Source organism: Aerococcus sp. UBA6277, assembly GCF_002440555.1.
Lineage (GTDB): Bacteria > Bacillota > Bacilli > Lactobacillales > Aerococcaceae > Aerococcus.
Window position 1 is genome coordinate 12131 of sequence record NZ_DJUR01000023.1, and the last position, 25952, is coordinate 38082.

Genomic DNA, 25952 nt, shown 5'->3' on the forward strand with positions numbered 1-25952 from the left:
ATATTCACTCCTCTCATGTTTTGATATTTGATGTTAACTTCATTCTAGCATAAGAAAGGCTTTATGAAAACGATTTCCATAATAAATAATATATTTGCTGGCCTCATGTGAAATGTTGGTTAATTCTGCTTAGAAAAGTATTCGTATAGATAATTCAATAAAAGCGAACACCCATGATTGAAATCTCATGAGCAATTTGTTATTTATAGGCAAAAATTCGTGCTAAAATGGGGAATATATGACGAATGCCAGAGGAAATGGCAGAAAAATGAGGAGTGTTCTTTTTGACAAAAGCAGCTAAAGTATTTACTGATGAAGAGAAAATTAAAATTTTAAGCGATATTGTGGCCATCGAGACTGTAGACCGCAATGAGGAAGATGTGGCTAATTATCTTGCAGCCCTACTAGGCGAGTATGGGATCGATTCTAAAGTGATTCCAACAGGGATTCCTGGCCGTGCCAACTTGGTAGCTGAAATCGGATCGGGTTCACCAGTATTAGCTATTTCTGGTCATATGGATGTGGTTTCGGCAGGGAATGCGGAGGCTTGGATGTCTGATCCTTACACATTGACTGAGCGCGACGGGAAACTATTCGGCCGTGGATCTACAGATATGAAAGGTGGATTGGCTGCCTTAGTGATCGCCATGATCGAAATTAAAGAACAAGGATTATTAGAACGCGGTACTTTACGCTTGTTAGCGACATACAACGAGGAGAACGGGGCTGTCGGTTCAATCCAACTAGAGGAAGCAGGTTATGTATCTGACGTTGACGCGATTGTAATTGGTGAACCAACAACAGGGATGATTCACCCATCTCACAAGGGTTCCATGAACTTTGTGGTGTCTTCACGCGGTAAATCTGTTCATTCATCTAGACCACGTGGTGGCATCAACGCCATTGACCCGTTGATGGACTTTGCGTTAGCCTTCAAAAAAGCATTCAAGGAAGCAACAAAAGATATCAGCTTTGGTCAATTAGACTTCTCGCCAGTATTGAATTTATACGGAGCAGTTGAAGGTGACGACGCCGGTAACCAAGAATTAGACCAATTATTGAAACAGCCAACCTTTAACGTGACGGTATTCCGTGGTGGTGACCAAGTGAATACGATTCCTGATCACGCAGAAGTAGTCTTTAACATTCGCACAGTTCCTGAATTCGATAATGAAGCAGTTAAAGGCGTATTTTCTGAAGTTTACCAAGAATTCTTGGATAAAGGGGCAGACTTCGACCTACAATTAACCCTAGACTTAAAACCGTTGAATGGTGGGGTTGATTCAGACCTAGTACAATTAACCAAAACACTAGGGGCTACATACCTAAACCAAGACTTGGAAGTTGTGCCAATGACTGGTGGTACGGATGGGGCAAACTTTGTTGCCAACAAACCAGCTGGCTACCCAATCATCATCTTTGGCCCAGGATCAACAACATCCCACCAAATTGATGAATACGTGGACAAGGACGAGTATCTAACATTCGTTGACTTATACATTGACTTGTTAGCCACTTATATAGAGAACAAATAAAATTGGTTAAAAAAGCTATGACATTCTGGTCGTAGCTTTTTTGCAGCCGGTACAATGGTGTCTACCACCATACTATTGTATTTGTCGCATATATCCAGTTTATTTGATAAAATATGGGAGAGACTGTTGCTTTTTTCGCAACAAATAACCGTTGGAAACGACATGATCATAAAATAATCGTAGGGGTGTATGAATATGGTAGAACATAATTTAGAAGAGACGCAAGAACAAGCTGCAATGGGTAAAACCCTTCAAGCAATCAAAGTTGGCGATACTTTCCGTGTAACTGAATCGATTAGAGAGCGAGATGTCTTGTTATACATGGGGGTTACCTCAGACTCGAACCCCGCATACCTACAACAAACGTCACATAAAGCTGGCCTTACGCCAGGCGAGGTTGTTGTACCACCAATCGCCTTAATGGGGATTATTACACGTACAGTATCGATGAATTTCCCTGGTCCAGGTTCTCGTTTAGTTGAAATGAACATCAATATCATCCATTCTATTCCACATAACTCAATCATCACGTTTGAATTTGAGGTTATCCGTGTAGAAGAATTGAAACAATTCGTGACGATTCACTGTATTGGGAAGTTTACCAATTCCACTGATGACGACCGTGTCTTAGATGCTATGTTGACTGTTTTACCACCACTAGAGCATCTACAAAATGACGCTGAAACGATTGATGCAGGTGTATTCCAACGAATTTCAGGAGGCGACTCAATTGAGTACTAATAAAGAAAAGAAGAAGCTCGTCCTATTTGACGGGTCATCTCTGGCTTTTCGTTCTTTCTATGCCATCCATAATATCGATTCATTCGTAAACAAAAATGGTATGCATACCAATGCCTTGTTTGCTTTTCATGAAATGATGAATAATATCTTGGAAAAAGAACAACCGACGCATGCCTTGGTGGCGTGGGACGCAGGTAAAACGACTTTCAGAAACGAATTCTTTGATGAATATAAAGGTGGGCGTCAATCAACACCATCTGAGTTTAGAGAGCAGATGCCATTTTTCAATGTGCTCCTAGATGCCTTTGGGGTTGCGCATTATGACTTGACTAACTATGAGGCAGACGACATTATCGGGACTTTTGCGACTAAAGTAGACCCTGAAGAATTTGATGTTGTCGTGATTTCCGGGGACAAAGATTTAACGCAATTAGCGCGTGACAATGTCCGGGTAGATATCACCAAAAAAGGGGTATCTGAATTAGTGTCTTATACGTCAACTTCGATTATGGAAGATATGGGGATTACGCCTGAACAAATCATTGATATGAAGGGGTTAATGGGGGATTCTTCGGATAACTATCCTGGTGTGTCAGGCATTGGTGAAAAGACGGCCTTAAAATTATTACATGAATATGGGTCAATGGAAGAGATGTACGAACAAATTGACGACATGAAGAAATCGAAGCGTAAAGAGAATCTGATCAACGAAAAAGACAATGCGATGCTGTCTAAAAAGTTGGCACGTATTGAACTGGATGCACCCGTGAAGATTGACTTAGCTGAGTTACCTTATAAAGGCAAACAGCTTGAACCGCTGATGTCATTTTACAAGGATATGAACTTTAATGGTTTTATGTCACGTTTACTGGAAAATTCAGACCAGGCGGACTTGTTGACAGAAGATTGGGAAGAGGTTACCTATACGCATGTGGCGTCTGCTGAGGATTTAACAGGGGACCATTTCCCAAGTGAAGCTGTAGCGGATGGGTACGCGATTTACCTTGAAAACTTGAGTAAAAACTACCATGATTCAGAGGTTGTGGCTATTGCATGGACGAATGGTAGTGAAATATTTACCGGAGATGCTAGCTTACTACAGGCTGATTTATTTAAAGCATGGTTATCGGATGAGCAAGTCACAAAAGTGGTATTTGATGCCAAGCGGACGAAAGTGATGCTAGATTATGTAGACATCGACTTTGCAGGGGTTGTAGATGATGTCTTAATTGGGTCGTATTTACTCCATGCCCGTGATAATTCTAACGACTTGGCTGAAGTGGCACGCGAATTTGATATGGATGACTTGTCTTATGATGAGTCTATTTATGGCAAAGGGGCTAAACGGAGCGTACCTGAAGAAACTGAAACCATGTACGAACACATTGCCCGTAAAGTGCATATTATCGCACGACTGCAAGAAACTATTCGCCCGCAACTAGAAGCCAATCAAATGGATGACTTGTACCGAAAAATAGAGTTACCATTGGCTTTAGTATTAGCAAACCTTGAAATTTTAGGGATTTCAGTGGACAAACAACAATTAGTCACTATGCAGGCTGAATTCCAAGAGATTATCGACGGCCTTGAAGCCAATATCTGGAAGGAAGCTGGTCACGAATTCAATGTGAATTCACCTAAACAATTAGGCGTTATCTTGTTTGAAGAAATGGGCTTACCAGTGATTAAGAAAACGAAGACTGGTTATTCTACAGCCCAAGATGTTTTGGAAAAATTGGCTGGCCAAGCACCAATCATCGACTTGATTTTAAATTACCGCCAATTGAATAAATTGCAATCAACTTATGTTGAAGGATTACAAGAGTTTATCCACGAGGATGGTAAAATTCATTCTCGTTTCCAACAGACCTTAACTTCAACAGGTCGTTTATCATCAGCTGATCCAAACTTACAAAACATCCCAATCCGTTCTGAAGAAGGTCGGAGTATCCGTAAAGCCTTTGTGCCAAGTCACGAAGACTGGGTTATCTTTTCAAGTGACTATTCACAAATTGAATTACGAGTTTTAGCCCATATTTCTGGTGACAAGCACATGCAAGAAGCCTTCAACAACCACGAAGATATCCATACTTCAACAGCTATGAAAGTCTATAATGTGGCTAAAGAAGAAGTGACCTCTAATATGAGACGGAACGCCAAGGCGGTAAACTTTGGGATTGTCTATGGGATTTCTGACTATGGTTTGAGCCAAAATTTGAATATCTCTCGTCCAGAAGCTAAGAACTTTATTGATACTTACTTGGAAAACTATCCAGGTGTTCAAACTTACATGAAGAATGTTGTAGAGAAGGCCAAAGAAGATGGTTATGTAGAAACCCTATTTAACCGTCGTCGCTACTTACCTGATTTGAAATCGAAGAACTTCAATGTTCGTTCATTTGCTGAACGTAATGCCATGAATACGCCAATTCAAGGTACCGCAGCGGATATCATTAAAATTGCGATGGTAAAGATGGATGAAGCTTTAAAAGAACATAAGTTACAAGCTAATCTGTTATTACAAATCCACGATGAGTTGGTTTTTGAAGTGCCAAAAGATGAAATTGAGACACTAGAGAAATTAGTAACTGAAATCATGGGGTCAGCAGCTCAACTAGATGTGCCATTAGAAATTGAATCTAATTACGGTGCAACTTGGTATGAAGCTAAATAATGAATAAAAAGAGGTGCAGTGAAAACAAACTGGCACCTCTTTTCTATCCTATGGAATAAAATGAACAAGTATGTCAGATATCTTGCAAGGTTTGCCTCCTGCTTGTCTTTTCAATAGGCAGGTTTTGCATTAGAATAGAATAAAGAAGAGATAGTAGAAAGTGGTGTAATGATGCCAGAGATGCCGGAAGTGGAGACGGTTAGACGTGGTCTAGAAGAAATTGTTATTGGCAAGAAAGTATCGTCTGTGACAGTGACTTGGCCAAGAATTATTCAGGCAGAAGGTGGCGTGGAGGCTTTTGAGAGACGGATGCCCGGCCAGCAATTAGAGAAAGTAGGTCGAGTAGGGAAATTTTTACTTTTCTATTGGACAGATGTGACATGGATTGCCCATTTACGAATGGAAGGCAAATACCTATATGAGCCAACCGATAGCCCGGTAGACCAATATACCCATGTTATTTGTCATCTGACTGACGGTCATGACCTTCGTTACCGAGATGTTCGGAAGTTTGGCCGGATTCATATGGTTGAAAAGGCGGATACTGAAGCAGAGATTGCCAAGCTGAAATTAGGTCCTGAGCCAAACGGTTTAACCTTTACTTATCTGCAAAAACGATTTGATAAGACAACAAGATCCATCAAGGCAGTACTCTTAGATCAAGGGGTTATTGCGGGAATTGGCAATATTTATGCGGATGAAATCTTATTTGCAGCGAAAATCCACCCTGAACAAAGCGCTAGATCGTTATATGATGAGGAAATCCAAGCCATTATCACTGAGAGTCGTCGGATTATGGCGTCAGCCATTGAAGTTGGTGGGACAACGATTCGAACCTATACCAATACCTTTGGTGAGAATGGTCAATTTGCCGATTATTTAAAGGCCTACGGGAAAAAGGGACAACCCTGTCCACGATGCGGCACTGAGATTGAGAAAATTAGCGTGGCTAAAAGAGGAACGCATTTCTGTCCACATTGCCAGCGCATTCACTTGCAGTGAAATATATTACATCATCTATTTAAATTAAAACGGAGGCACTATGAGTCATATTTTAGGACTAACCGGCAGTATTGCCACAGGTAAATCAACAGCAAGTAAATTTTTTAAGAAAGCCGGGTTTCCAGTCATCGATGCAGATTACGGGGCACGGGTGGTTGTTGAACCCGGACAACCAGGTTTAGAGTCAGTTAAAGCGCATTTTGGAGAGGATATTGTCTTTCCTAATGGGGTTTTAGACCGCAAAAAACTGGGCCAAATTATCTTCTCAGATGATAAGGAACGAGAGAAACTGAATGAACTATTACGTCAACCTATTCGCGACTGGTTAAACAGTCAAAAAGACAAGTATGAAGCGGAAGGCCATGAACTGATTGTCATGGATATTCCTTTATTATTTGAAGGGAATTTCGCGGATGCATGTGACCAGGTGATGGTTATTTATGTGTCAGAAACCATTCAATTAGACCGGTTAATACAGCGGGATAACTTAACCTCAGTTGAAGCTTTTCAACGAATGACTTGTCAAATGTCCATTGAACGAAAAGCCATGATGGCGGATGTGGTGATTGATAATTCGGGTTCTATTCCAAATACTGAACAACAACTGGATGCATGGATTGGCATCTCTGGTTTTCAACCGCTAAAATAGTGGTTGAATAGCCTTTGTGCTATAATAAATCGAGCAATTATTCAAGTATATTAAAATTGAAAGCAGAGGTGTCAAATATATGCAATGTCCAAATTGTGCTTCAACCAATTTAAAAGTAATTGATAGTCGACCAGCGGAGAATAATACCTCTATTCGCCGACGTCGAGAGTGCTTAGAATGTGGCGCCCGTTTTACCACTTTCGAGCGCATCGAACGAACCCCCTTATTAGTCGTTAAACGTGACGGAACCAGAGAGGAATTTTCTCATGAGAAAGTTTTACGTGGTCTGATCCGTTCTGCTGAAAAGCGTCCTGTATCAGCTGACCAACTTGAACAGTTAGCCAATGACGTTGAATCTGAGTTGCGGTCTCGTAGCCAAAATGAGGTGCCAGCTTCTGAAATTGGGGAGTTGTTGATGGCAGCTTTACCAGATATTGATGAAGTGGCTTATATTCGTTATGCTAGCGTATACCGACAATTTGAGGATCCGACTGTTTTCCTAAGAGAAATCGAGCGATTAAGAGGGCGGAATGACCAGGCTGAAAGCGACGTGAATCCCGAAGAGTCAAACCAAGGTCATGTAGCAGACTAAATATTTCACAGAAGGGAGGGTAATGCCAGTGACATACCCATGGCAAAATTTAGATCCAAAAGGGCTTGTTCAAATTACCCAACCCCACTGGATTTCAGATATTGACCAGCAAGTCCTACTTCACCTATACCAACCCATTATTGGTGGCATTGCCTACGCCTTTTACCAGACTTTATATGCCAATATTCAATTGTCTGACTTTGCCTCAATCCCTTTGCGCCACTTCGATTTGATGGAACAAATGGTGGCCGGTAAGGAGCAATACGTGAAGGCCAGACGGCAACTTGAAGCAATTGGCTTATTACAAGTTTTTGAAAAAAGTAGTCACACAAGCCAAGATGATGTGACGACGATTTATCAATTACAAGCACCATTGGATTCTAAGCATATTTTCTCTGATCCAATTATGTCTAGTCTATTAATGGACCGGTTGGGTCAAGACCGCTATCAATTGATGTTAGATAAGTTTTCCATCAAAATGCCGATGGATTTAAAATCAGGAGATTGGACGGAAGTGACCGCCACCTTCCAGGATGTCTACCGATTACCAAGCCAGTACTTTCCAATTTCTGATGAGATTGAGGATAAGTTGGTAGCTAAGAATAGCCAAACCAAGGCAACTACAATTACTAGTTCAACCTTGAATATGAACACCTTAAAAGAGTTGCTGCAATCGTCATTCATCTCTGAAAAAGCCATTACAGATGACGTGAGAGAGATGTTTGTATCCTTACATCAACTCTATGGTTTTGATGAAGTGGACTTGAAAGAATTGGCCTTATCAGCGACTGATCTAAGGACCAATAAGATTGACGTACGCAAGTTACAACGTCTGGCTTTAGACCGGTCGAGTAATCAAACGAGTACAAGCAATATTCACCCAGCAAAGGCATCTACACAAGGGACTAGTAGCGGTTTAACGGACCGGATCACAGTTTCAGAGACCAAAGACCGCCAACAAGCAGACCAAGCTGATCAAATATGGTTAGGCAAAGGGCTTTCACAAGAAGAGTTGTCATTTTCTAAATTGGCTAGGTCTTATCCACCAATTGCTTTTGCGAAGTCGATTAAGGAACAAAAGGGTGGCTATCTGACGAAGTCTGAGGGGAACGCTATTACCGAGTTGATCAAATTAGAGGTGATTCAGCCGGCGACCTTAAATGTAATGGTCCAATATTGTTTGATTGAGTTGGAACAGAATCGGCTGACGCGCTCATACCTAGAGAGTGTTGCTGATGATTGGCGTCAAAACAAGGTGGTTGAGCCTGAGGAAGCCATGTTATACTTGAAGCAACGTAAGCAGAAGAGTGCTGAAAATTATGAAAAACGGCAAAAAAACCGGATGGCTAAAGGTCGTTATCAGACGCAGAAGCAGTCGGTTAAGCCAAAATGGTTAGACCCTGATTCAAGACAGGATAAATATCAAAAACCAGTGGCGGCGCCAAAGGCAAGTGACCAAGAAATGCCTAAGCAAGACACGGCAGTTAAGCAAGAAAATAAGGCAACCTTAAGTGCCCAAGAAGCAGAAATTCAACAATTACTACAATCATTAAATCCCAAAGAAGGTGAATAAGTATGGCTGATGACAACCAAATGAAAAATGTGGGCGACTCCTTAAAACAGCAGTTCAACCGCAATCCTATGTTCAAAGAGCGACAAGCCAAAATTGAAGGGATAGTCCAAAGTGACCCAGATGTTCAGGCTTTTCTTGCCAAACATCAATTAAGCTTTGAAGATGAAATTGTGAAGAAATCATTTTCAAAATTATATGAGTTTGCCCGCGAGAACGGCAATGATGCTTTGGGCCAAAAGAAATTTGTCCAATATGCGCCCAATTTGATTATGAACGTGAACTTTATCGATGTGGATTATCATCCAACTGAAGCCTTTATCCAGCAACAAGAGGCCGAAGAATTAAACAAGCGGGTGACTATGGTCTCGATGCCGAAAAGTCTGCGATCAGCTTCTTTTGAAAAGATGACGAAAGATGACTATCAAGACCGATTTGAAGCGATTCAAAAGAGTCTGCAATTCATCTCAGCCTATACTAGTAAGCCAAATGCTTATCATAAAGGTTTGTATTTACACGGGCAATTTGGTGTTGGGAAAACCCACATCTTAGCAGCTTTAGTCAATACTTTGGCTGAGCATGGGGTCAAATCTACTTTGGTGCATTACCCAGAATTGTTAGTAGATCTGAAATCACGTATTCGGACCAATACGGTTGACCAAAGAGTTAATGAAATCAAGCAAGCGCAAGTCTTGGTACTGGATGATATTGGTGCTGAATCCAATAGTGAATGGGTGCGAGATGATGTCTTAGGTGTTATTTTGCAGTACCGGATGCAAGAACAGTTATCGACATTCTTTACCTCTAACTTCTCTATGGCTGAGTTAGAAGAATTTCTAACGACGACTAGAGAAGGAGTAGATGTGGCTAAATCTGCCCGTATCATGGAAAGAATCAAGTATTTAAGTGAAGAAATTATAGTTGGAGGTAGAGACCGTCGTAACGGTTAATACCTTCTTTTTTTTATCGTCATTTTAACGTCGAAATATTTGTACACTTAACTTTAAAATGATAAGCTATACTTATATCATATAGGAGCTAGATGAAGGAGGTGAGTGAATGGGTGGATTAAGAAAATTCCTTCAAATCCTATTTTCACTCTTAGTTTTATTAGCGGTAGTGGCAACAGCTTCAATCATTTATCCAATACCATACGTAAGTGACTTTGTTGACCAGTATATAGTGTCTAATCAAATGTTAGTGAATACGGTCATCGTCCTATTATCCCTTGCATTTATATATTTTGCAGTTGCTTTAATTTGGGCCTTGGAGGCACCAGCAAAATCACGTACCTTGAAAGTGTCTAATGACTTTGGTGAGGTGAAAGTAAACCGTGATACAGTTGTAAACGCGGTACACCAAGAGTTGTTAGATGTGAAACAAGTGTCTCATAAAGATGTGACAGTGAAGTTTGGACGCAAACCGGAAAATACTAAAGTGACTGTTAATTACGCTGTAGATAAAAATCAAGCAGTTCAAACGATTTCTAATAAAATCCAAGAAAAAGCAAGTCTTGGTGCAGAACGCGTTATAGGAACAAATATTCAAAATGTAAAAGTATCTGCCGCACCGTATGATGCGAGCCAGGTAAGCCAACAGGGGCGCGGTCAAAACCAGGCGCGCGTTAGATAATCTTGGTCAAATAGGACCGAATGTTGATAGGGGGCACAGAGCATATGAAACAACCACCACGTAGCTGGTATCCATATAGAAATCGTATTATTAGCGGATTGATTGCATTCATTTTTGGTTTGCTGTGGATGTGGTTAGGTTTTGGACCTGCCTTATTCATCCTAGTATTATCAGTAATTGGATACATTGTAGGCGCATATTTTGATGGGCAAATTGACTTAGAAAGCTGGTTCTCATTTTTCAATTTTTAGTATCATATTGTTTGAGTTAAGTAGATGGATTTGCTATGATGATGACAACTTATTGGTTATATAATTAAAAAATAAAAGAAATGGGGTATTTTACATGTCAGAAAACGTAAAACACACAAATGATTTAACTTTTGAAAGCCGTGTTTTAGAAAAAATTGCTTTCTATACAGTTCAAAACATTGATGGGATTTTAGAGTTAAAAGGTAACTTTACTTCAGGAATTATGAACTTCTTCTCTAGCAGCGAAGACGAAACTAAAGGTGTTAGCGCTGAAGTTGGTAAAAAAGAAGTAGCGTTAGACCTTGAAGTGATTGCTGAATATGGCAAAGATATTCCTGCAGCTTTTGACAAAGTGACTAAAGCGGTGAAAGAAAATGTCCAACAAATGACTGGTTTAACAGTTGTTGAAGTGAATATGAATGTAAATGACGTATTAACACGTGCTGAGTATGAACGTGCCCAAAACGAACAAAAACGTGTAGCTGAACAACAACGTCTTCAAGCAAACCAAAGTGGTCAATATATTGACGGTTCACGTGTACAATAATTTTCATCAGAAGGAGACGGGTTTATACTCGTCTCTTTTTCCTTGAAATCGCCTATGTGAAACGGTTTCTTATGAATTTTGTTTGACAATTAATGTTTCGATGCTTATACTTATTCTGAAATCAGATAACTAAATCGAAGATAAGAGACAAGCTTTAGGATTGGACAATAGGGACAAGTTGGTTGGTGAAAAACTTGCAAGATCATATAGCGAACCACTCTTTAGATCGCACCGAAACAGATGGCATTATGCACATGTGATAAGGTGTACGGGTCGCACCCATTATCAGCATTTAAGGATAAGATATGCCCTGCATATATTATCGAACTTGGGTGGAACCACGCATATTGTTTATTAGCGTCCCATTCTAGTCTTTTAGGCTAGGATGGGACTTTTTTTATTTTTTAAAAGGAAAAAGGAGGAAAAACATGATCGACTTAGTATTCCCAGATGGGGCTAAAAAATCATTCGAAGCAGGCGTTACAGGTCGTGACGTTGCTGCATCAATTAGTAACTCATTAGCAAAGCGCGCATTAGCGGCTAAAATTGACGGTGAATTGGTAGACTTAAATGCCCCAATTAATGAAGGTGGCGCGATTGAAATCGTTGATCCTAAACATGAAGATGCATTAGGTATCTTACGTCACTCTACTGCTCATCTAATGGCACAAGCGATGAAACGTTTATATCCAGGTATTAAATTTGGAGTAGGACCAGCCATCGAAACTGGTTTCTACTACGATACTGACCAAGACAAACAAATTGCTGAAGAAGATTTACCTGCAATTGAAGCGGAAATGGCTAAAATCGTTAAAGAAAACTACCCAATTGAACGTCGTGAAGTGACTCGTGCTGAAGCCAATGAAATCTTTGCGGATGATGAATACAAACTAGAAATCATCGCCGATTTACCTGAAGATGAAACGTTAACAGTTTACTCTCAGGGTGAATTCACTGACTTATGCCGCGGTATTCATGTACCTTCGACTGGTTACATCAAAGAATTCAAATTATTATCTGTTGCTGGAGCTTACTGGAGAGGTAACTCAGATAACAAAATGATGCAACGTGTTTACGGTACAGCATTCTTTGAAAAACGCGACTTGAAAGAATTCATCAAACAACGTGAAGAAGCAAAAGAACGTGACCACCGTAAATTAGGTAAAGAATTGGATATCTTTATGGTAAATCCTGAAGTTGGGTCTGGTTTACCATTCTGGTTACCAAAAGGTGCAACTGTTCGTCGTATTATCGAACGTTACATCGTTGATAAAGAAGAATCACTAGGTTATGAGCACGTCTACACACCAATTATGGCAGATGTTGAATTTTATAAAACTTCTGGTCATTGGGACCATTATCATGAAGATATGTACCCACCAATGGATATGGGTGATGGTGAACAATTAGTTTTACGTCCAATGAACTGCCCACATCACATGATGGTTTATAAAAATGATATTCACTCTTATCGTGAATTCCCAATTCGAATTGCGGAATTAGGTATGATGCACCGTTATGAAAAATCAGGTGCTTTATCTGGTTTACAACGGGTACGTGAAATGACTTTAAATGACGCGCATATCTTTGTACGCCCAGACCAAATTAAAGAAGAATTTACGCGCGTATTGCAATTAATCAAACAAGTCTATGATGATTTTAATATTACAGACTACCGCTTCCGTTTATCTTACCGTGATCCAGACAATACGGATAAATACTTTGATGATGACGAGATGTGGGAAAAAGCACAAGCAATGTTAAAAGAAACAATGGATGATTTAGGTTTAGAATATTTTGAAGCCATTGGTGAAGCAGCGTTCTACGGTCCTAAATTAGACGTTCAAATGAAAACTGCTTTAGGTAATGAAGAAACCATGTCTACTGTTCAATTAGACTTCTTATTACCAGAACGCTTTGACCTAACTTACGTTGGCCAAGACGGTCAAGATACACACCGTCCGGTGGTTATCCACCGTGGTGTCGTTTCAACTATGGAACGTTTCGTAGCTTACCTAATCGAAGAATACAAAGGTGCCTTCCCAACTTGGTTAGCACCAGTTCAAGCGAAATTAATCCCAGTTAACGATGATGCACATGGTGACTATGTTGAAGAAATCCGTCGTCGAATGAAAGCTGCGGGTATGCGTGTTGAGGTCGATAACCGTAACGAAAAAATGGGTTACAAGATTCGTGAAGCGCAAACCCTTAAAATTCCATACCAATTAGTATTTGGGGACAACGAAATCGCTGAAAACACAGTAACAGTGCGCCGCTATGGTTCAAAAGAAACATTATCAATGCCATTTGATGAATTCTTAGCGCAATTAGAACAAGACATCAAAGAATATAAATAAAAGGGTGTAAGCGAGACCGCTAAGCTCAACAACACTGGAAGAATAGTGCCGTATCAAGTAAAGTGTGATGCAAACTATTCTGAAGTGGACTTGAGCTGGTCGAGCACACCCGACTAAACAAGATGCGAGAACCGACGACCTACTGATATAAAGGCAAAAAAACGCCGATAACATTTGTTATTGGCGTTTTTTACTATGCCCAAATAAAAAGAGAAATCGAATGTTCACCCAATCTCTCTACTGTTTCTATAAATATAATTCCCCGGCTTGTAATACGGGTTCTAAGTGACCTAATGGAATGGTCGCCATACTTGGGCGTAAGGTTCCTTTGTTTTCATCGCGTCCTTGGATAACCAATTTTGCGTCGTCTTGACGGTAAGTGTTGATCCCCTTAACGATTAATTGTTGGGTTTGGTCGCTAGAATAACGGTTGAACAATACCGCTAACTTAACGAAAGGTAATTGTGTCATCATTGGATAGTCACCCATAGAGTCTCCAAATACCAAAGCTGGTTGCTTGTCGTGTTCGGCTACCATGAAGTTCTTAATCACTTCTACTTTTCCTAAGCCCTTAGTGATAAAAGTGCCTTCTTCCAGACGAGAATCCATAATGCCATTTTCATCCACATCGTAGCACTGGCCGAAAACTTGGCTTTTGTCTAAGTTGAATGGTGCTTGAGTGACCACTGAACGCACCAAGTCAATTGGACTAGCTGTGATTACATAAATCGTAATGTTATTGTCTTTAAGGACTTTCCATAAGTGAAGGATCTCACTGGGAATGCGAATGCCTTGTTCGAATGAGGCTTCCACTTTTCCGACCTTGCTCTTAATATGTGAGCTAGAAAATAGTCGGCGTAGGGCAATTGGTTTATTCAAAGCATCCTGGAATACAGCTACAGATAGGGCTTTAAATTCTTCGACGGTATAGCCTTTAAACCAGTAAATCGGTGAATTTTCGCCTGGCGTTCTTTGAAATTTACTACCTGCTAGTTGGTAGAACAAACGCAATTTCGCTGCAAATTCGCTGAATTGGGTTAATTCCTTTATTTGTTCTAATGGCAATCGTTCGCTCTCATCTAAGGCAATATAGTCGGTATATAAGACTTGGTATTGTGCGATGATATCGTCCGCCAAATCAGTGTAAGTTGCCATATTTTGTGAATTTGGGAAAATAGGTTGGTTGAAATTCATCGGGCCAGTAGTTAAGACGTCATAGAATTCATCTGGTGTCATCTTGTAGGCCAAGTGATCAATCATGTACATCATCAGATGGTCTTCAATATCGTGCATGATTGTAGTGTTGTCAAAATCAAATACAGCGTATTCAGTATCTTGCTTTCTGACACTTGCTGCTGAAGCTGATTCACGAATCACTGTATTCAGACGTTGGACAACAAAGGGGTCCCATTTTTGTTGGTTGATATTTAATGGCATAAAAATCTCCTCGCATGTTTATAAATAAATTGATGTTATTACTAACTTACATCACATTATAAAGTAAGCGTAATAATTTCATGTAAAATCTAAGTCATAATTAAGTAAATAGAATCTTTATCTGAAGTCGCACCGTGGTTCGTGGTGGTTATAGACACCAATCGTCTCCAGAAATGATTCGATTGTAGTTGGCCCGACAAATTTAAACCCGCGTTTCTTCAATAATTTCATCAAAGCTTTATTCACTTCAACTTCGTTGCCGTCAAATTCTGCCACCAATTGAAGGGCCTTTTGATAGATAAAATCTCTAAAACTTGGAAAATGAGTATCTTCCTCGATTGCTAACGCGCACTGGGCGTTGTTTATCATAGCTTGGATCTTTTGGCGGTGACGAATAATCCCTTCATTTAGCATCAAGCGTTCAACATCAGTTTCATTAAACTTGGCCAAAGCATCCATATCAAAATCAGCAAAAGCTGCTCTTAGCGCTGGCCGCTTTTTCAGGATAATCGCCCAGGACAAACCGGCTTGCATAGATTCTAGACATAGGGCCTCAAAGACTTCTTGGCTAGTGGTTTTGGCTTGCCCCCATTCCTCGTCATGATAAGCAATCATGTCTGGGGTATTGGCAAATTGACAGCGTGTAATCATGGAAAAACTCCTTCTCCTTGCAAGATTCGCTAGGATTTCTTAGTGTGTCCAAATTATAGCAAATTTAATGGGTTTTTAATAGTTGGGTTCGAAACAAACGATTACTTATGATTAAAGTAAGGTATTATCAATTTCATGAATCCTTCACTATAATGAAGTTGTGAAAAGAAAATAATTTGATATGGGGGAAGGGTTTATGAAACACTTTGTGAAGTTGGGGTTAATGGCTTTATCGGTAACGGTGTTGGCAGCGTGTTCTAGTGATGGTAGTGAGGAAACAACGATTCGGGTCGCGACTTCGCCAGGTCCTTATAGTGAGTTATTTCTAGACCAAGTGGCGCCAAAGCTAGAAGAAGAGGGTTATACAGTTGAAGAAATTGAGTTTACGGACTTGCGGTCAGCGGATGTGGCCCTACAAGAAGGGTCAGCTGATTTAAACGTAGACCAACACGCCTTGTATTTAGCCAACTTCAATGAAGAAGCGGGTGCAGAACTGACGGCTGTGACACCGGTACCGACTGTGCCTACAGGTCTGTTCCCTGGCACCAAGGATGATTTGGCTGCTGTCTCAAGCGGTGACCGTGTGGGTATCCCGGATGATCCGTCAAATTATACGAGAGCTTTACTCGTTTTAGAAAAAGCGGGCTGGATTACATTAAATGAGGATGCCAATCTGGAAAGTTTAACTGTTGATGACATCGCAGAAAATACATCGGGGATTGAAATCGTGCCTATGCAATCAGCGGTCATCCCAAGAACCTTGGAAGATTTAGCCTACGCCATTATTCCCGGTTCAATCGCCTATGATGCGGGCGTTGACTTCTCCACCATGTTGTTAGCGGAGGATGTGCGTAAGGACTTGCTACTGCAAGCTGTGGTTTCCAAACCTGAAACGGCGGAAGAAGAGTGGGTGCAAGCTGTCATAGACATTTACAATTCGGGTGAGTTCCAATCACAAATTAAAGAAATCAATCAGAATTCGGATGAAACTTACTGGATCATTCCAGATTAAGAAGGCCGAAAGAAAGTTTAAATATTTGTAGAAAACGTTTACATAAAAGGGCCATTTCCTATATGATAGGGGTATCAAGAGAATAGGAGTGATGTACATGGTGGAAGTTTACACAAACTACTGGGAAAATCGACGCGATGGTGTTCGAAAGGAACATGGATCATATGCTAGCGAGGAAGAGGCCTTTGAGGGCATTCAAAGCTGGTGGACACTTCATCAAGAAAAGTATACCGATGTAAATAAACGACGGACCAATTCAGGTGCCCTAGAAATTACATATGGTGATGACAACTACTACTATCGTATTGAGAAACGGCATTTGGACAAGTTACCATCGACTAAATGTAAGTTGAGAAGTCCTGGTGAGATTGACAGTAAACGTAAACTGGCGCAATTAGATGATGAAACTTTCCTATTTGAAGAATTAGCAGAACCTTATCGTGACCTACTACTTGTTGCAATGGGGAATGGCCAGCGGGTCAAGGACTTTATCTACGATGAAAAAGGTCGACCGATTCGCGAGCTGACTGAAGTATAAAATTTAAAAGAAATGATTGACAAAGAGATACTATGGTGTTATGCTATTGGAGTTGAGAAAAGAAGCAGAAACACCCGTTTCTCACCTGAGTTGATAAGTTACGTCCTCGGGTTGATAGATATTCAGTTCACACAGACTCGATCTGTGTGCTTAATACGACGGGGAGTGATTGTGCTATCCGTCGTTTTTTCTATGTGAAATTTCTCTTTCATACAGATTTATGCAATCTTGCAGAAAAATTTCTTTTTATACAGCATCAATGGAGGTGTATTACTATCGCAAAAGATATGTTCGTAAATGAAAATATCCGTGCACGTGAACTTCGTGTAATTGATTCTGACGGTGAACAATTAGGTGTGTTGAGTAAAGACGAGGCTTTAGATAAAGCTGAGCAAGTTGAACTTGACTTAGTACTAGTATCACCAAACGCTAAACCGCCAGTTGCCCGTATTATGGATTACGGTAAATACCGTTATGAGCAACAACGGAAAGAGCGTGAACAACGTCAAAATCAAAAACAAGTCAATCTGAAGGAAGTACGTTTATCTCCTACGATTGAAAAAAATGATTTTGACACAAAATTGCGTCAAGCTCGTAAGTTCCTTGAAAAAGGGGACAAAGTGAAAGCTTCAATTCGTTTCCGTGGACGTGCTATTACGCACAAAGAAATCGGTCGCGAAGTGCTAGAACGCTTTGCAGAAGAGCTTAAAGATGTTGCAGAAGTTGAACAAAGACCAAAAATGGAAGGACGTTCAATGTTCCTTCAAATGGCACCAACTGCTGACAAATAATTGAACACTTTTAGGAGGAAAAAACATGCCAAAACAAAAAACTCACCGCGCTTCAGTTAAACGTTTCAAAAAGACTGCTTCAGGTAAATTAAAACGTAGTCATTCAGAGCGTTCTCACCGTTTCCACGGTAAAACTAAAAAACAACGTCGTCAACATAAACAAGCGACTACAGTTCATTCAACAGATATTAAACGTATCTCACAAATGATGGACACTTACAAATAAGATTATCTAAGCGTTCAGTCACGGACTGAACAGTACCAAAAGGAGGAAATTAAATGGCTCGAGTTAAAGGTGGAACAGTAACACGTCGTCGTCGTAAAAAATATCTTAAGTTAGCAAAAGGTTACTTCGGTGCGAAGTCTAAATTATACAAAACAGCTAAACAAGCTGTAATGAAATCTTACACTTACGCATACCGTGACCGTCGTCAAAAGAAACGTGATTTCCGTCGTTTATGGATTACACGTATTAATGCAGCTGCTCGTATGAACGGAATGAGCTACAGCACATTAATCAACGGCTTAAAAGTTGCTAACATCGACATGAACCGTAAAATGTTAGCTGAATTAGCAGTTAACGATGCTGATGCATTTGCAGCTATCTGCGAACAAGCGAAAGCAGCTTTAAACAAATAATTCAATCAAAGTCCACGTAGCACCAGCTTTTAGCGAGTGTCTACTGGACTTTTTTTGTTTATGAGGAGTCTCTTGTTTGGTGTTCTGTTTAAACTATCAAGGGTTATGATATATTCGTATTATTCAAAACACAGAACACTTGGTAAGATATGTGTTAGAAATAGCCATGGTCCATCTTTTCAAAAAATGAAGCATGAATATTAGAGGATGATAGAAAATGCTATTGCCTAGTGGTGGACACAATCAAGATTAAACTAAAGTAAGTCATCTTATGATAGAATGAAGCGATAGCGTCAAAAGGAAAAATATATAAGTTAATGTAGAGGTGAAACAGATGTCAATTATCGACTTAAAAGATGTCGCGGTAAAATTTGATACACCAAATGGTACCGTTGATGCAGTAAAAGATGTCAATATTTCAATCGATGAGGGCGAAATATTTGGCGTGATTGGGTACTCTGGTGCAGGGAAATCCACACTAGTTCGTACCATCAACCGCTTGCAACCAGTAACTTCTGGTCAAGTAATTGTAAATGAAAAGGAAATCAATGCCTTATCAGAAGCAGAATTACGTGCTTCGCGTAAGAAAATTGGGATGATCTTCCAACACTTTAATTTAATGAATGCAAGAACGGTTGAGGGTAATGTCCTCTTCCCATTGAAGGATTCTAAATTATCTAAGGAAGAGAAGAAACAGAAAGTACATGAGTTGTTGGAATTAGTTGGATTAGCTGATCGTAAAGATGCTTACCCAAGCCAACTATCTGGCGGACAGAAACAACGTGTAGCGATTGCGAGAGCCTTGGCTAACGACCCAGATGTTTTATTATGTGACGAGGCAACTTCAGCCTTAGACCCTAAAACAACATCTTCAATACTTGACTTGTTGAAAGAATTGAATCAACGCTTAAACCTAACAATTGTCATCATTACCCACGAAATGCACGTTATCAAAGAAATTTGTAACCGTGTGGCGGTAATGGAGCATGGTGTGGTTGTTGAACAAGATACAATTTTCAATATCTTCAGAAACCCACAACAAAAATTGACCAAAGACTTTATCGAGTCTGCGTCACCAATTGAAAAGGGTATTCAAGAAGTCCTAAGCAAACCAGAATTGTTGAATATTCACCCAGATGATCGTGTAATCCGCGTGACCTTCTCAGGAGCTTCAACTGGGGATCCGTTAATTTCTAAGTTAACAGAGCAATTCCAAGTGAAAGCCAATATCCTATTTGGCAATATTGAAATTTTACAAAATATTCCGGTGGGAACTTTGCTACTAAGCCTAAGAGGTGAAGATGCGAAAGTACAAGAAGCCATTGATTTTATTGCCTACGAAGGGATCACTTTTGAAGAATACAAAATCGAAGGCGACCACTATATTCAAGAGGAGGTTGATGCATAATGAATTTTATCGAAAGTATCCTACCAAATGCAGCAAGCATTCCTGATGAATTTATAGAAGCAACAATTGAAACACTTTATATGACACTTTGGACTGCGGGACTTGGATTTGTTCTTGGTCTTGGACTAGGTGTTTGGTTAGTCTTAACCCAACCTAAAGGGTTAAAAGCCAACGCAACCGTTTACGGCGTCTTAGACAAGTTTGTGAATATTTTCCGGTCTATTCCATTCGTTATTATGATTGCCTTACTTGTGAAAATCACACGATTAATTGCGGGTACTTCAATCGGAACTACTGCAGTAATCGTGCCTTTAGTCGTAGCAACTGTGCCATTCTATGCCCGTCAGATTCAAAATGCCTTGGTTGAAGTAAACCCTGGTGTGATCGAAGCAGCGCAAGCAATGGGCTTGTCTACAGGAGACATTGTCTTCAGAGTGTACTTAAAAGAAGCCTTACCAGGTATTATCCGTGTATCTGCATTGTCAATCATCAATGTAATCGGACTAACAGCTATGGCCGGAACTATCGGTGGTGGTGGTCTTGGTAACTTGGCTATCACACGTGGATACAACCGATTCCAAACGGATGTAACGATTATTTCTACAATCATTATCCTAATTATCGTCTTTATCTCTCAAGCTATCGCTGATCGCTTGGTGAAAAAAGTAGAGCACTAAAAATCTGTCACTAATCAAATTTTGGAGGAGAATTATAATGAATAACAAATTTAAATTATCTGCAACAATCTTTGCTTCAATTATTGCTTTAGCTGCTTGTGGTACAACTGGTAATGAAAGTGAATCATCTGCATCTGAAGAACAAGCTGAATACACTGTTGGTGTCGTTGGGGATACTGAACGTTTAGTATGGGAAGACGTTGCTGAACGTGTAGCAGACGAAGGCATTACTTTAAATGTTGAAACCTTTACTGACTATGTAACACCAAACACTGCTTTAGTAGATGGTTCCTTAGATTTAAATGCCTTCCAACATTTAGCTTACCTAGCTGAATTTGTGGCATCTAACAATGCTGACTTACAACCAGTTGGTTATACTTATATCTCTCCAATGGGTGCTTACTCAGAATCATTAGAAAGCATCGATGACTTAGTTGACGGTGGTACAGTTGTTATTCCTAACGACGTGACTAACGCTGGTCGTGCCTTATTGCTATTAGAATTAGCAGGCGTACTTGAAGTTGACGATGCTGCTGGTATTACACCAAGTGTTGAAGACATTACTGCTAACCCTAAAAATATTGAAATTACTGAAGTTGACGCCGCTCAAGTACCTCGTTCGCTTGCTGATGCTGATTTAGTAGTTGCTAACACAAACTACGCAGTCGATGCAGGTTTAGTACCTGAAGAAGATTCAATTTTCTTAGATACAGATGACTTGGGTTCATTAGGTGCACAATACAAAAATGCAGTTGTTGTAAAATCTGAAGATGCCGAAAACGAAGACATCAAAACTATTGTGGAAGCTTACCAATCTGACGAAACTGCGGCTAAAATTGATGAAGTAACATCAGGTGCTGACCAACCAGCTTGGACAGACAATGATGATATCGCAGCAGACTTTGAAGAAGTTGTAAACCAAAGCCAACCAGCTGAATAAGCAATTCAATTTATATTGAGAGGAAGAAATTGAATGAATAAGAAAGTAAAAGTTTCAGCTACTTTATTGGCTTCAGTGTTTGCATTAGCCGCTTGTGGTAATGTTGGGTCTAATGAAGCAGATTCATCAGCTTCAAATGAAGTAGCCAACACAGAAGAAACTTCTGAATATACGATTGGGGTTGTGGGCTCTGCAGCTCACGATGTTTGGGATGACGTAGCAAGTCGTTTAGAAGATGAAGGTATTCAACTGAATATTGAAGAATTTTCTGAATATACTACGCCAAACAATGCACTTGCAGATGGGTCACTAGATTTAAATGCCTTCCAGCATTTAGCTTTCTTAGCTGACTACGTGAATGCAAATGATGCTGACCTACAACCGATTGGCTATACCTTTATCTCACCAATGGGTGCCTACTCAGATGTTGTTGAAAATATTGATGATTTAGCAGATGGGGCTTCAGTTGTCATTCCAAATGATGTGACAAATGGTGGTCGGGCCCTACAATTGTTAGCCTTAGCTGATCTAATCGAATTAGATGAAGCTGCGGGCATTTCACCTACAGTGAGTGATATTACTGCTAACGATAATAACTTAAATATTACTGAAGTGGATGCAGCTCAAGTTCCGCGATCTCTTGCGGACGCTGACTTGGTGGTTTCAAATACCAACTATGCAGTGGATGCTGGATTGAATCCTTCTGACGATGCCATTTTTGTGGATACCGACAACTTAGACGATGTTGGTGCGCAATACAAAAATGCGATTGTTATCAGAGCTGAAGATGCAGAAAATGAAGACTTCCAAAAAATCGTGGAAGCATATCAATCTGAAGAAACGGCTGCAGTAATGGATGAAGTAACATTAGGCGCTGACAAACCGGCATGGTCAGATAATGATGATGTTGCAGGTGAATTTGCTAAGGTATTAGAACAAACTAACTAGTTAATTTATTTGGTGACAAGCACTTGATTAGAAATACTGAAACGTGGAAAATGGTTTAACCACCTGTTTTCCACGTTTTTTTATTAAGGGGTCTTTCTAAGCATACCAGCTGAATAATTTGCAATTATAGCTTTACAGCGGCAAAGCAAGCACAGGAAGAAGCCAATTATTGTTGGAAACTGGTTTTTTTATATCACAATTATCGCAAAAATTAAATTTATTTCATTATATTTTTTTAGTGATATTCTATCTATGATTTAAAGATTCAATCTGATAAAATAAGTTGAATTTATTCAAAGTAAAAATGAACTTAGGAGAAGACATGAATGAGTCATATTAAGATGGGACTAGCACCTCGCCAATCAGTTGAGGGGGATTTGGCGCAATTAACTAAGATGCTTGAAGATGCGATTGCTTTACTGGCAGTGAATAATGTAGATCAATGGCAAAACGGTACAATATCCAGCAAAATGCTATTAGATGCAATTATACAGGGCCAAGGCTTTGTCTGGGAGCAACGGGATACCACTGGGATTGCAGGATTCTGTGTCTTGGATACTTACGATGAACTATACGAAGTACCCCTTGCTGAAGGCAAATGGACTGTAGAGGGCCCTTATTTGGCGATTCACCGTGTCATGGTTTCCCAACATTTACGTGGTCGTAAAGTTAGCACTCAAATGTTTTTAGACATAAAAAAAATGGGGGTAGTTAATAACATTGCCTCATTACGAATTGATACCCATCCAGATAATATCATAATGCAAAAAACCTTGAAACGTAATGGTTTTGCCCGTACTGGTTTACTTTATATGCCATCAGGCAGTCCACGCTACACTTACGAATTTGATTTATCCCAGTTTTAGACTAAAATAGTAGCTATAGCTTTACAAAAATTTAGTTTGGAATTGAGAGGTAGTAAGTTATGTATTATGTTAAGAACGAACGTAACGGTGAAGAGATTTTTGACCCAACTGTTAATTTGGCGATTGAATATTTTCTATTGAACGAGAAGAAGTTAGATGAACCCATCTTGCTTTTTTATATCAACGAACCTTCGATTATTATTGGTAAGAATCAAAATACCCATGTTGAAATTAATGAGCCTTACGTGAAGGAACATAATGTCCACGTTGTCCGCCGTTTTTCAGGTGGTGGGGCGGTTTACCATGATTTAGGTAACATCTGCTTCTGCTTCATTACCAATGATGACGGCAATTCATTTAGGGACTTTAAGAAATTCACCGAGCCAATTATTGAATCTCTTGGCAAAATGGGTGTTGAAGGGGCTGAACTTAGGGGCCGTAATGACCTTGTAATCGGTGATCAAAAATTCTCTGGCAATGCCATGTATGCTAAGAACGGCCGTATGACTGCGCATGGGACCTTGATGTTCGATGTGGATATTGATGAAACGACGAAAGTATTGAAACCTAAAGCCGCTAAATTGAAGGCTAAAGGGGTTAAATCAATCCGTTCTCGGGTAACGAATATCAAGCCACACATGGATGCTGCATCTCAAAACATGACGCTATTCGACTTTAGAGCAGCCTTATTGCATGACATATTTGATGTCGAAAATCTTGAAGACATCCAAGAATACGTCTTAACTGACGATGACTGGGCATGGATTGAAGACTTCCGTCAACAATATACCAATAACGATGATTGGAACTACGGTGAGAATCCGGACTTTGAAATCATCAGAGATGAAAGAACGCCCGCTGGCCAAATCGAATTCCAATTTAATATTTCAAAAGGTAAAATTAAAGCATGTAAAATCTATGGTGACTTCTTTGGTTTAGGGGAAATTACTGACGTTGAGAATGCCTTGATTGATGAAGAATATAGCCGTGAAAATTTAATCGATGTTTTTAACAGCATTAACATTAAAAGCTATTTTGGGAACGTGACAGCCGAAGAATTAGCTGACATAGCATCGCTATAACAATAAATCTAATTGAGAGGCAAGGATTCAAAGGGATCCTTGTCTTTTCTTATTGAAGGCAAATTTTGCTAAACAAAAAACCAGCCAACCGATCTCGTTAACTGGTTTATGAATACTATAGGTTGTCTTAGCCAAATGCGCGGCGAATTTGGACACTCGCATTGCCTCTGGCAATTTCAGTTCCGCGTTCACGGATTAATCCAGCATTCAATGCGGATACTTCAGCGTATTCTTGGGCGAATGAAATTAAATCTTCAATTTCATCATCTGTTAATTCGTTTGCTTCAAATTTAATTAAAGCAAAGTAGGATTCATTATAAACATATAAGTCTACTTGCGCAAATTCATCCTTAAAGTCACGCGCGAAAGCTATGAAATCTTCAAAAATCCGGAAGACTAAGGTGTTTTCTCTAGGAACACGTGGTGCCTCAGTTTCAGCACTCGTCGCTTTTTTCTTCTTGTCTGCCTCTTGGTTGGCGAGGCCATCTAAGACGTTTTGGCGTTCGTTTGCTTTTGCTTTATCTTCATCTTCAAGCTCGCCGATTGTTTCCATTAATTGTTGGAAAGCACTATCTTCTTCATTGTCATCGCCAAAACCTTTACTGATATACAAATCGATACCGTTTCTTTTTGGCATTACTTGGAAAGTGATCGCTTCAGTGTGTTGAAATTTCTGTGACACATCGACCTCTTCAAGGATACTCATGAAAAAATGCTCAACTTCGTTTTGATTGCTCATGATATCCATAAACGAGATACCTCGCTCAATTAAATCATCAGTATCTATAAACACGCGCATAGTATTTTCGTTAATATACTCCATTTCCATCGTAATCACCCCAATCTATTAATATGTAGTGTAAACTAATTGATGCGAAAGTTAAAGTAATTTAGTTTGAGAAAAGAAAAAGAGTACAGAAATTTGCACTCTTTCCATCATATTATCTTGTTTTAAAATTTAATTTGCGTGTGCTTCTTGTTCTTCGTAAGAGGCCAACGCTTGTTGTAATTCAAGTTTACGAACGCTTCTTGGCAAGAAACGACGAATTTCATCTTCGTTATAACCAACTTGTAAACGTTTATCATCTAAAATAATAGGGCGTCGTAACAAACCAGGATTATTTTGGATTAATTCAAATAAATCGTTCAACGGAATCTCATCAAGATCAACATTTAATTCTTGGAATGCTTTTGATCGAGTTGAAATGATTTCTTCAGTACCTTCCTCTGTCATGCGTAGGATGGCTTTGATTTCATCTTCTGTTAATGGTTCTGAAAAGATGTTTCTTTCGGTGTAAGGAATTTCATGTTCTTCTAACCATGCTCGAGCTTTGCGACATGAAGTACAACTTGGTGATATGTATAATTTAACCATGTGTATCTCTCCTTTGTATGAAAAACAATTCTTAACTA

General features: G+C 39.7%; 27 protein-coding genes. 23 read left to right on the plus strand and 4 right to left on the minus strand.

Annotation, left to right across the window (positions count from 1 at the left end):
- The first annotated feature begins 275 nt into the window (after positions 1-275).
- The 12 genes from B2V22_RS04185 (at position 276) to thrS (ending at position 13550) form a co-directional block, all read left to right on the plus strand.
- Complete coding sequence (locus B2V22_RS04185; RefSeq protein ID WP_290490728.1) at positions 276-1535, plus strand: ArgE/DapE family deacylase; 1260 nt, start codon at positions 276-278, stop codon at positions 1533-1535.
- A gap of 195 nt (positions 1536-1730) precedes the next feature.
- The gene (locus B2V22_RS04190) at positions 1731-2276 is read left to right on the plus strand and encodes a dehydrogenase (RefSeq protein WP_048726753.1); all 546 of its coding nucleotides are present in this window, start codon (positions 1731-1733) and stop codon (positions 2274-2276) included.
- Positions 2227-4950, plus strand: coding sequence for a DNA polymerase I (gene polA / locus B2V22_RS04195; protein WP_290490793.1), 2724 nt, complete (start codon positions 2227-2229; stop codon positions 4948-4950). The genes B2V22_RS04190 and polA overlap by 50 nt, the downstream gene beginning before the upstream one ends.
- 168 nt (positions 4951-5118) lie before the next feature.
- Positions 5119-5952, plus strand: a complete 834-nt coding sequence (mutM, locus tag B2V22_RS04200; protein ID WP_225968913.1) for a DNA-formamidopyrimidine glycosylase — start codon at positions 5119-5121, stop codon at positions 5950-5952.
- 40 nt (positions 5953-5992) lie between these two features.
- The gene (gene coaE, locus B2V22_RS04205) at positions 5993-6601 is read left to right on the plus strand and encodes a dephospho-CoA kinase (RefSeq protein WP_048726746.1); all 609 of its coding nucleotides are present in this window, start codon (positions 5993-5995) and stop codon (positions 6599-6601) included.
- Positions 6602-6680: 79 nt separating this feature from the next.
- Complete coding sequence (nrdR, locus tag B2V22_RS04210; protein ID WP_048726744.1) at positions 6681-7193, plus strand: transcriptional regulator NrdR; 513 nt, start codon at positions 6681-6683, stop codon at positions 7191-7193.
- A gap of 22 nt (positions 7194-7215) precedes the next feature.
- Positions 7216-8766 carry a DnaD domain protein gene (locus B2V22_RS04215; RefSeq protein WP_290490729.1) on the plus strand — a complete coding sequence of 517 codons (1551 nt, stop codon included), beginning with the start codon at positions 7216-7218 and terminating at the stop codon, positions 8764-8766.
- 2 nt (positions 8767-8768) lie between these two features.
- A complete protein-coding gene (gene dnaI, locus B2V22_RS04220) occupies positions 8769-9713 on the plus strand; it encodes a primosomal protein DnaI (protein WP_290490730.1) in 945 nt (314 codons plus the stop codon).
- 109 nt (positions 9714-9822) lie between these two features.
- Positions 9823-10395: an alkaline shock response membrane anchor protein AmaP gene (gene amaP, locus B2V22_RS04225; protein WP_290490731.1), complete on the plus strand. Its 573-nt coding sequence runs from the start codon at positions 9823-9825 to the stop codon at positions 10393-10395.
- Between the two features lie 44 nt (positions 10396-10439).
- Positions 10440-10646, plus strand: a complete 207-nt coding sequence (locus B2V22_RS04230) for a DUF2273 domain-containing protein (protein ID WP_290490732.1) — start codon at positions 10440-10442, stop codon at positions 10644-10646.
- A gap of 94 nt (positions 10647-10740) precedes the next feature.
- Positions 10741-11193, plus strand: a complete 453-nt coding sequence (locus B2V22_RS04235; RefSeq protein WP_290490733.1) for an Asp23/Gls24 family envelope stress response protein — start codon at positions 10741-10743, stop codon at positions 11191-11193.
- Between the two features lie 428 nt (positions 11194-11621).
- The gene (thrS, locus tag B2V22_RS04240; protein WP_290490734.1) at positions 11622-13550 is read left to right on the plus strand and encodes a threonine--tRNA ligase; all 1929 of its coding nucleotides are present in this window, start codon (positions 11622-11624) and stop codon (positions 13548-13550) included.
- Positions 13551-13796: 246 nt separating this feature from the next.
- On the opposite strand, the gene B2V22_RS04245 is transcribed toward thrS, so the two are convergent.
- Positions 13797-14987, minus strand: coding sequence for a hypothetical protein (locus B2V22_RS04245; protein ID WP_290490735.1), 1191 nt, complete (start codon positions 14985-14987; stop codon positions 13797-13799).
- Between the two features lie 117 nt (positions 14988-15104).
- The gene (locus tag B2V22_RS04250) at positions 15105-15638 is read right to left on the minus strand and encodes a DNA-3-methyladenine glycosylase I (protein WP_290490736.1); all 534 of its coding nucleotides are present in this window, start codon (positions 15636-15638) and stop codon (positions 15105-15107) included.
- A 196-nt stretch (positions 15639-15834) separates the two neighbouring features.
- Here B2V22_RS04250 and B2V22_RS04255 point away from each other — a divergent pair, with 196 nt between their 5' ends.
- The 11 genes from B2V22_RS04255 to B2V22_RS04305 all read left to right on the plus strand — a co-directional run bounded on the left by B2V22_RS04255 (position 15835) and on the right by B2V22_RS04305 (position 24539).
- Positions 15835-16650 (plus strand): MetQ/NlpA family ABC transporter substrate-binding protein, encoded by an 816-nt coding sequence (locus B2V22_RS04255; RefSeq protein WP_290490737.1) that lies wholly within the window; start codon positions 15835-15837, stop codon positions 16648-16650.
- A 97-nt stretch (positions 16651-16747) separates the two neighbouring features.
- Positions 16748-17188, plus strand: coding sequence for a hypothetical protein (locus tag B2V22_RS04260; RefSeq protein WP_290490738.1), 441 nt, complete (start codon positions 16748-16750; stop codon positions 17186-17188).
- A 269-nt stretch (positions 17189-17457) separates the two neighbouring features.
- Positions 17458-17979 carry a translation initiation factor IF-3 gene (infC, locus tag B2V22_RS04265; RefSeq protein WP_290490794.1) on the plus strand — a complete coding sequence of 174 codons (522 nt, stop codon included), beginning with the start codon at positions 17458-17460 and terminating at the stop codon, positions 17977-17979.
- 25 nt (positions 17980-18004) lie between these two features.
- On the plus strand, positions 18005-18205 hold the full coding sequence (gene rpmI, locus B2V22_RS04270; protein WP_003142016.1) for a 50S ribosomal protein L35: 201 nt from the start codon (positions 18005-18007) through the stop codon (positions 18203-18205).
- Positions 18206-18258: 53 nt separating this feature from the next.
- Positions 18259-18618, plus strand: coding sequence for a 50S ribosomal protein L20 (rplT, locus tag B2V22_RS04275; RefSeq protein ID WP_290490739.1), 360 nt, complete (start codon positions 18259-18261; stop codon positions 18616-18618).
- Positions 18619-18952: 334 nt separating this feature from the next.
- Entirely contained in the window at positions 18953-20026 is a 1074-nt protein-coding gene (locus tag B2V22_RS04280; RefSeq protein WP_290490740.1) for a methionine ABC transporter ATP-binding protein, read from the plus strand.
- A complete protein-coding gene (locus B2V22_RS04285; RefSeq protein ID WP_396159200.1) occupies positions 20023-20703 on the plus strand; it encodes a methionine ABC transporter permease in 681 nt (226 codons plus the stop codon). The genes B2V22_RS04280 and B2V22_RS04285 overlap by 4 nt, the downstream gene beginning before the upstream one ends.
- A gap of 37 nt (positions 20704-20740) precedes the next feature.
- Positions 20741-21643, plus strand: coding sequence for a MetQ/NlpA family ABC transporter substrate-binding protein (locus B2V22_RS04290; RefSeq protein ID WP_290490742.1), 903 nt, complete (start codon positions 20741-20743; stop codon positions 21641-21643).
- Positions 21644-21676: 33 nt separating this feature from the next.
- Positions 21677-22591 carry a MetQ/NlpA family ABC transporter substrate-binding protein gene (locus B2V22_RS04295; RefSeq protein ID WP_290490743.1) on the plus strand — a complete coding sequence of 305 codons (915 nt, stop codon included), beginning with the start codon at positions 21677-21679 and terminating at the stop codon, positions 22589-22591.
- A gap of 326 nt (positions 22592-22917) precedes the next feature.
- Positions 22918-23457, plus strand: a complete 540-nt coding sequence (locus tag B2V22_RS04300; protein ID WP_290490744.1) for a GNAT family N-acetyltransferase — start codon at positions 22918-22920, stop codon at positions 23455-23457.
- A 59-nt stretch (positions 23458-23516) separates the two neighbouring features.
- On the plus strand, positions 23517-24539 hold the full coding sequence (locus B2V22_RS04305; protein WP_290490745.1) for a lipoate--protein ligase: 1023 nt from the start codon (positions 23517-23519) through the stop codon (positions 24537-24539).
- Between the two features lie 127 nt (positions 24540-24666).
- Here B2V22_RS04305 and B2V22_RS04310 read toward each other — a convergent pair whose 3' ends face one another.
- Together B2V22_RS04310 and spxA are read right to left on the minus strand one after the other, a co-directional pair.
- Positions 24667-25368 (minus strand): adaptor protein MecA, encoded by a 702-nt coding sequence (locus tag B2V22_RS04310; RefSeq protein ID WP_290490746.1) that lies wholly within the window; start codon positions 25366-25368, stop codon positions 24667-24669.
- Between the two features lie 129 nt (positions 25369-25497).
- Positions 25498-25914 carry a transcriptional regulator SpxA gene (spxA, locus tag B2V22_RS04315; RefSeq protein WP_016897704.1) on the minus strand — a complete coding sequence of 139 codons (417 nt, stop codon included), beginning with the start codon at positions 25912-25914 and terminating at the stop codon, positions 25498-25500.
- Between the last annotated feature and the right edge of the window lie 38 nt (positions 25915-25952).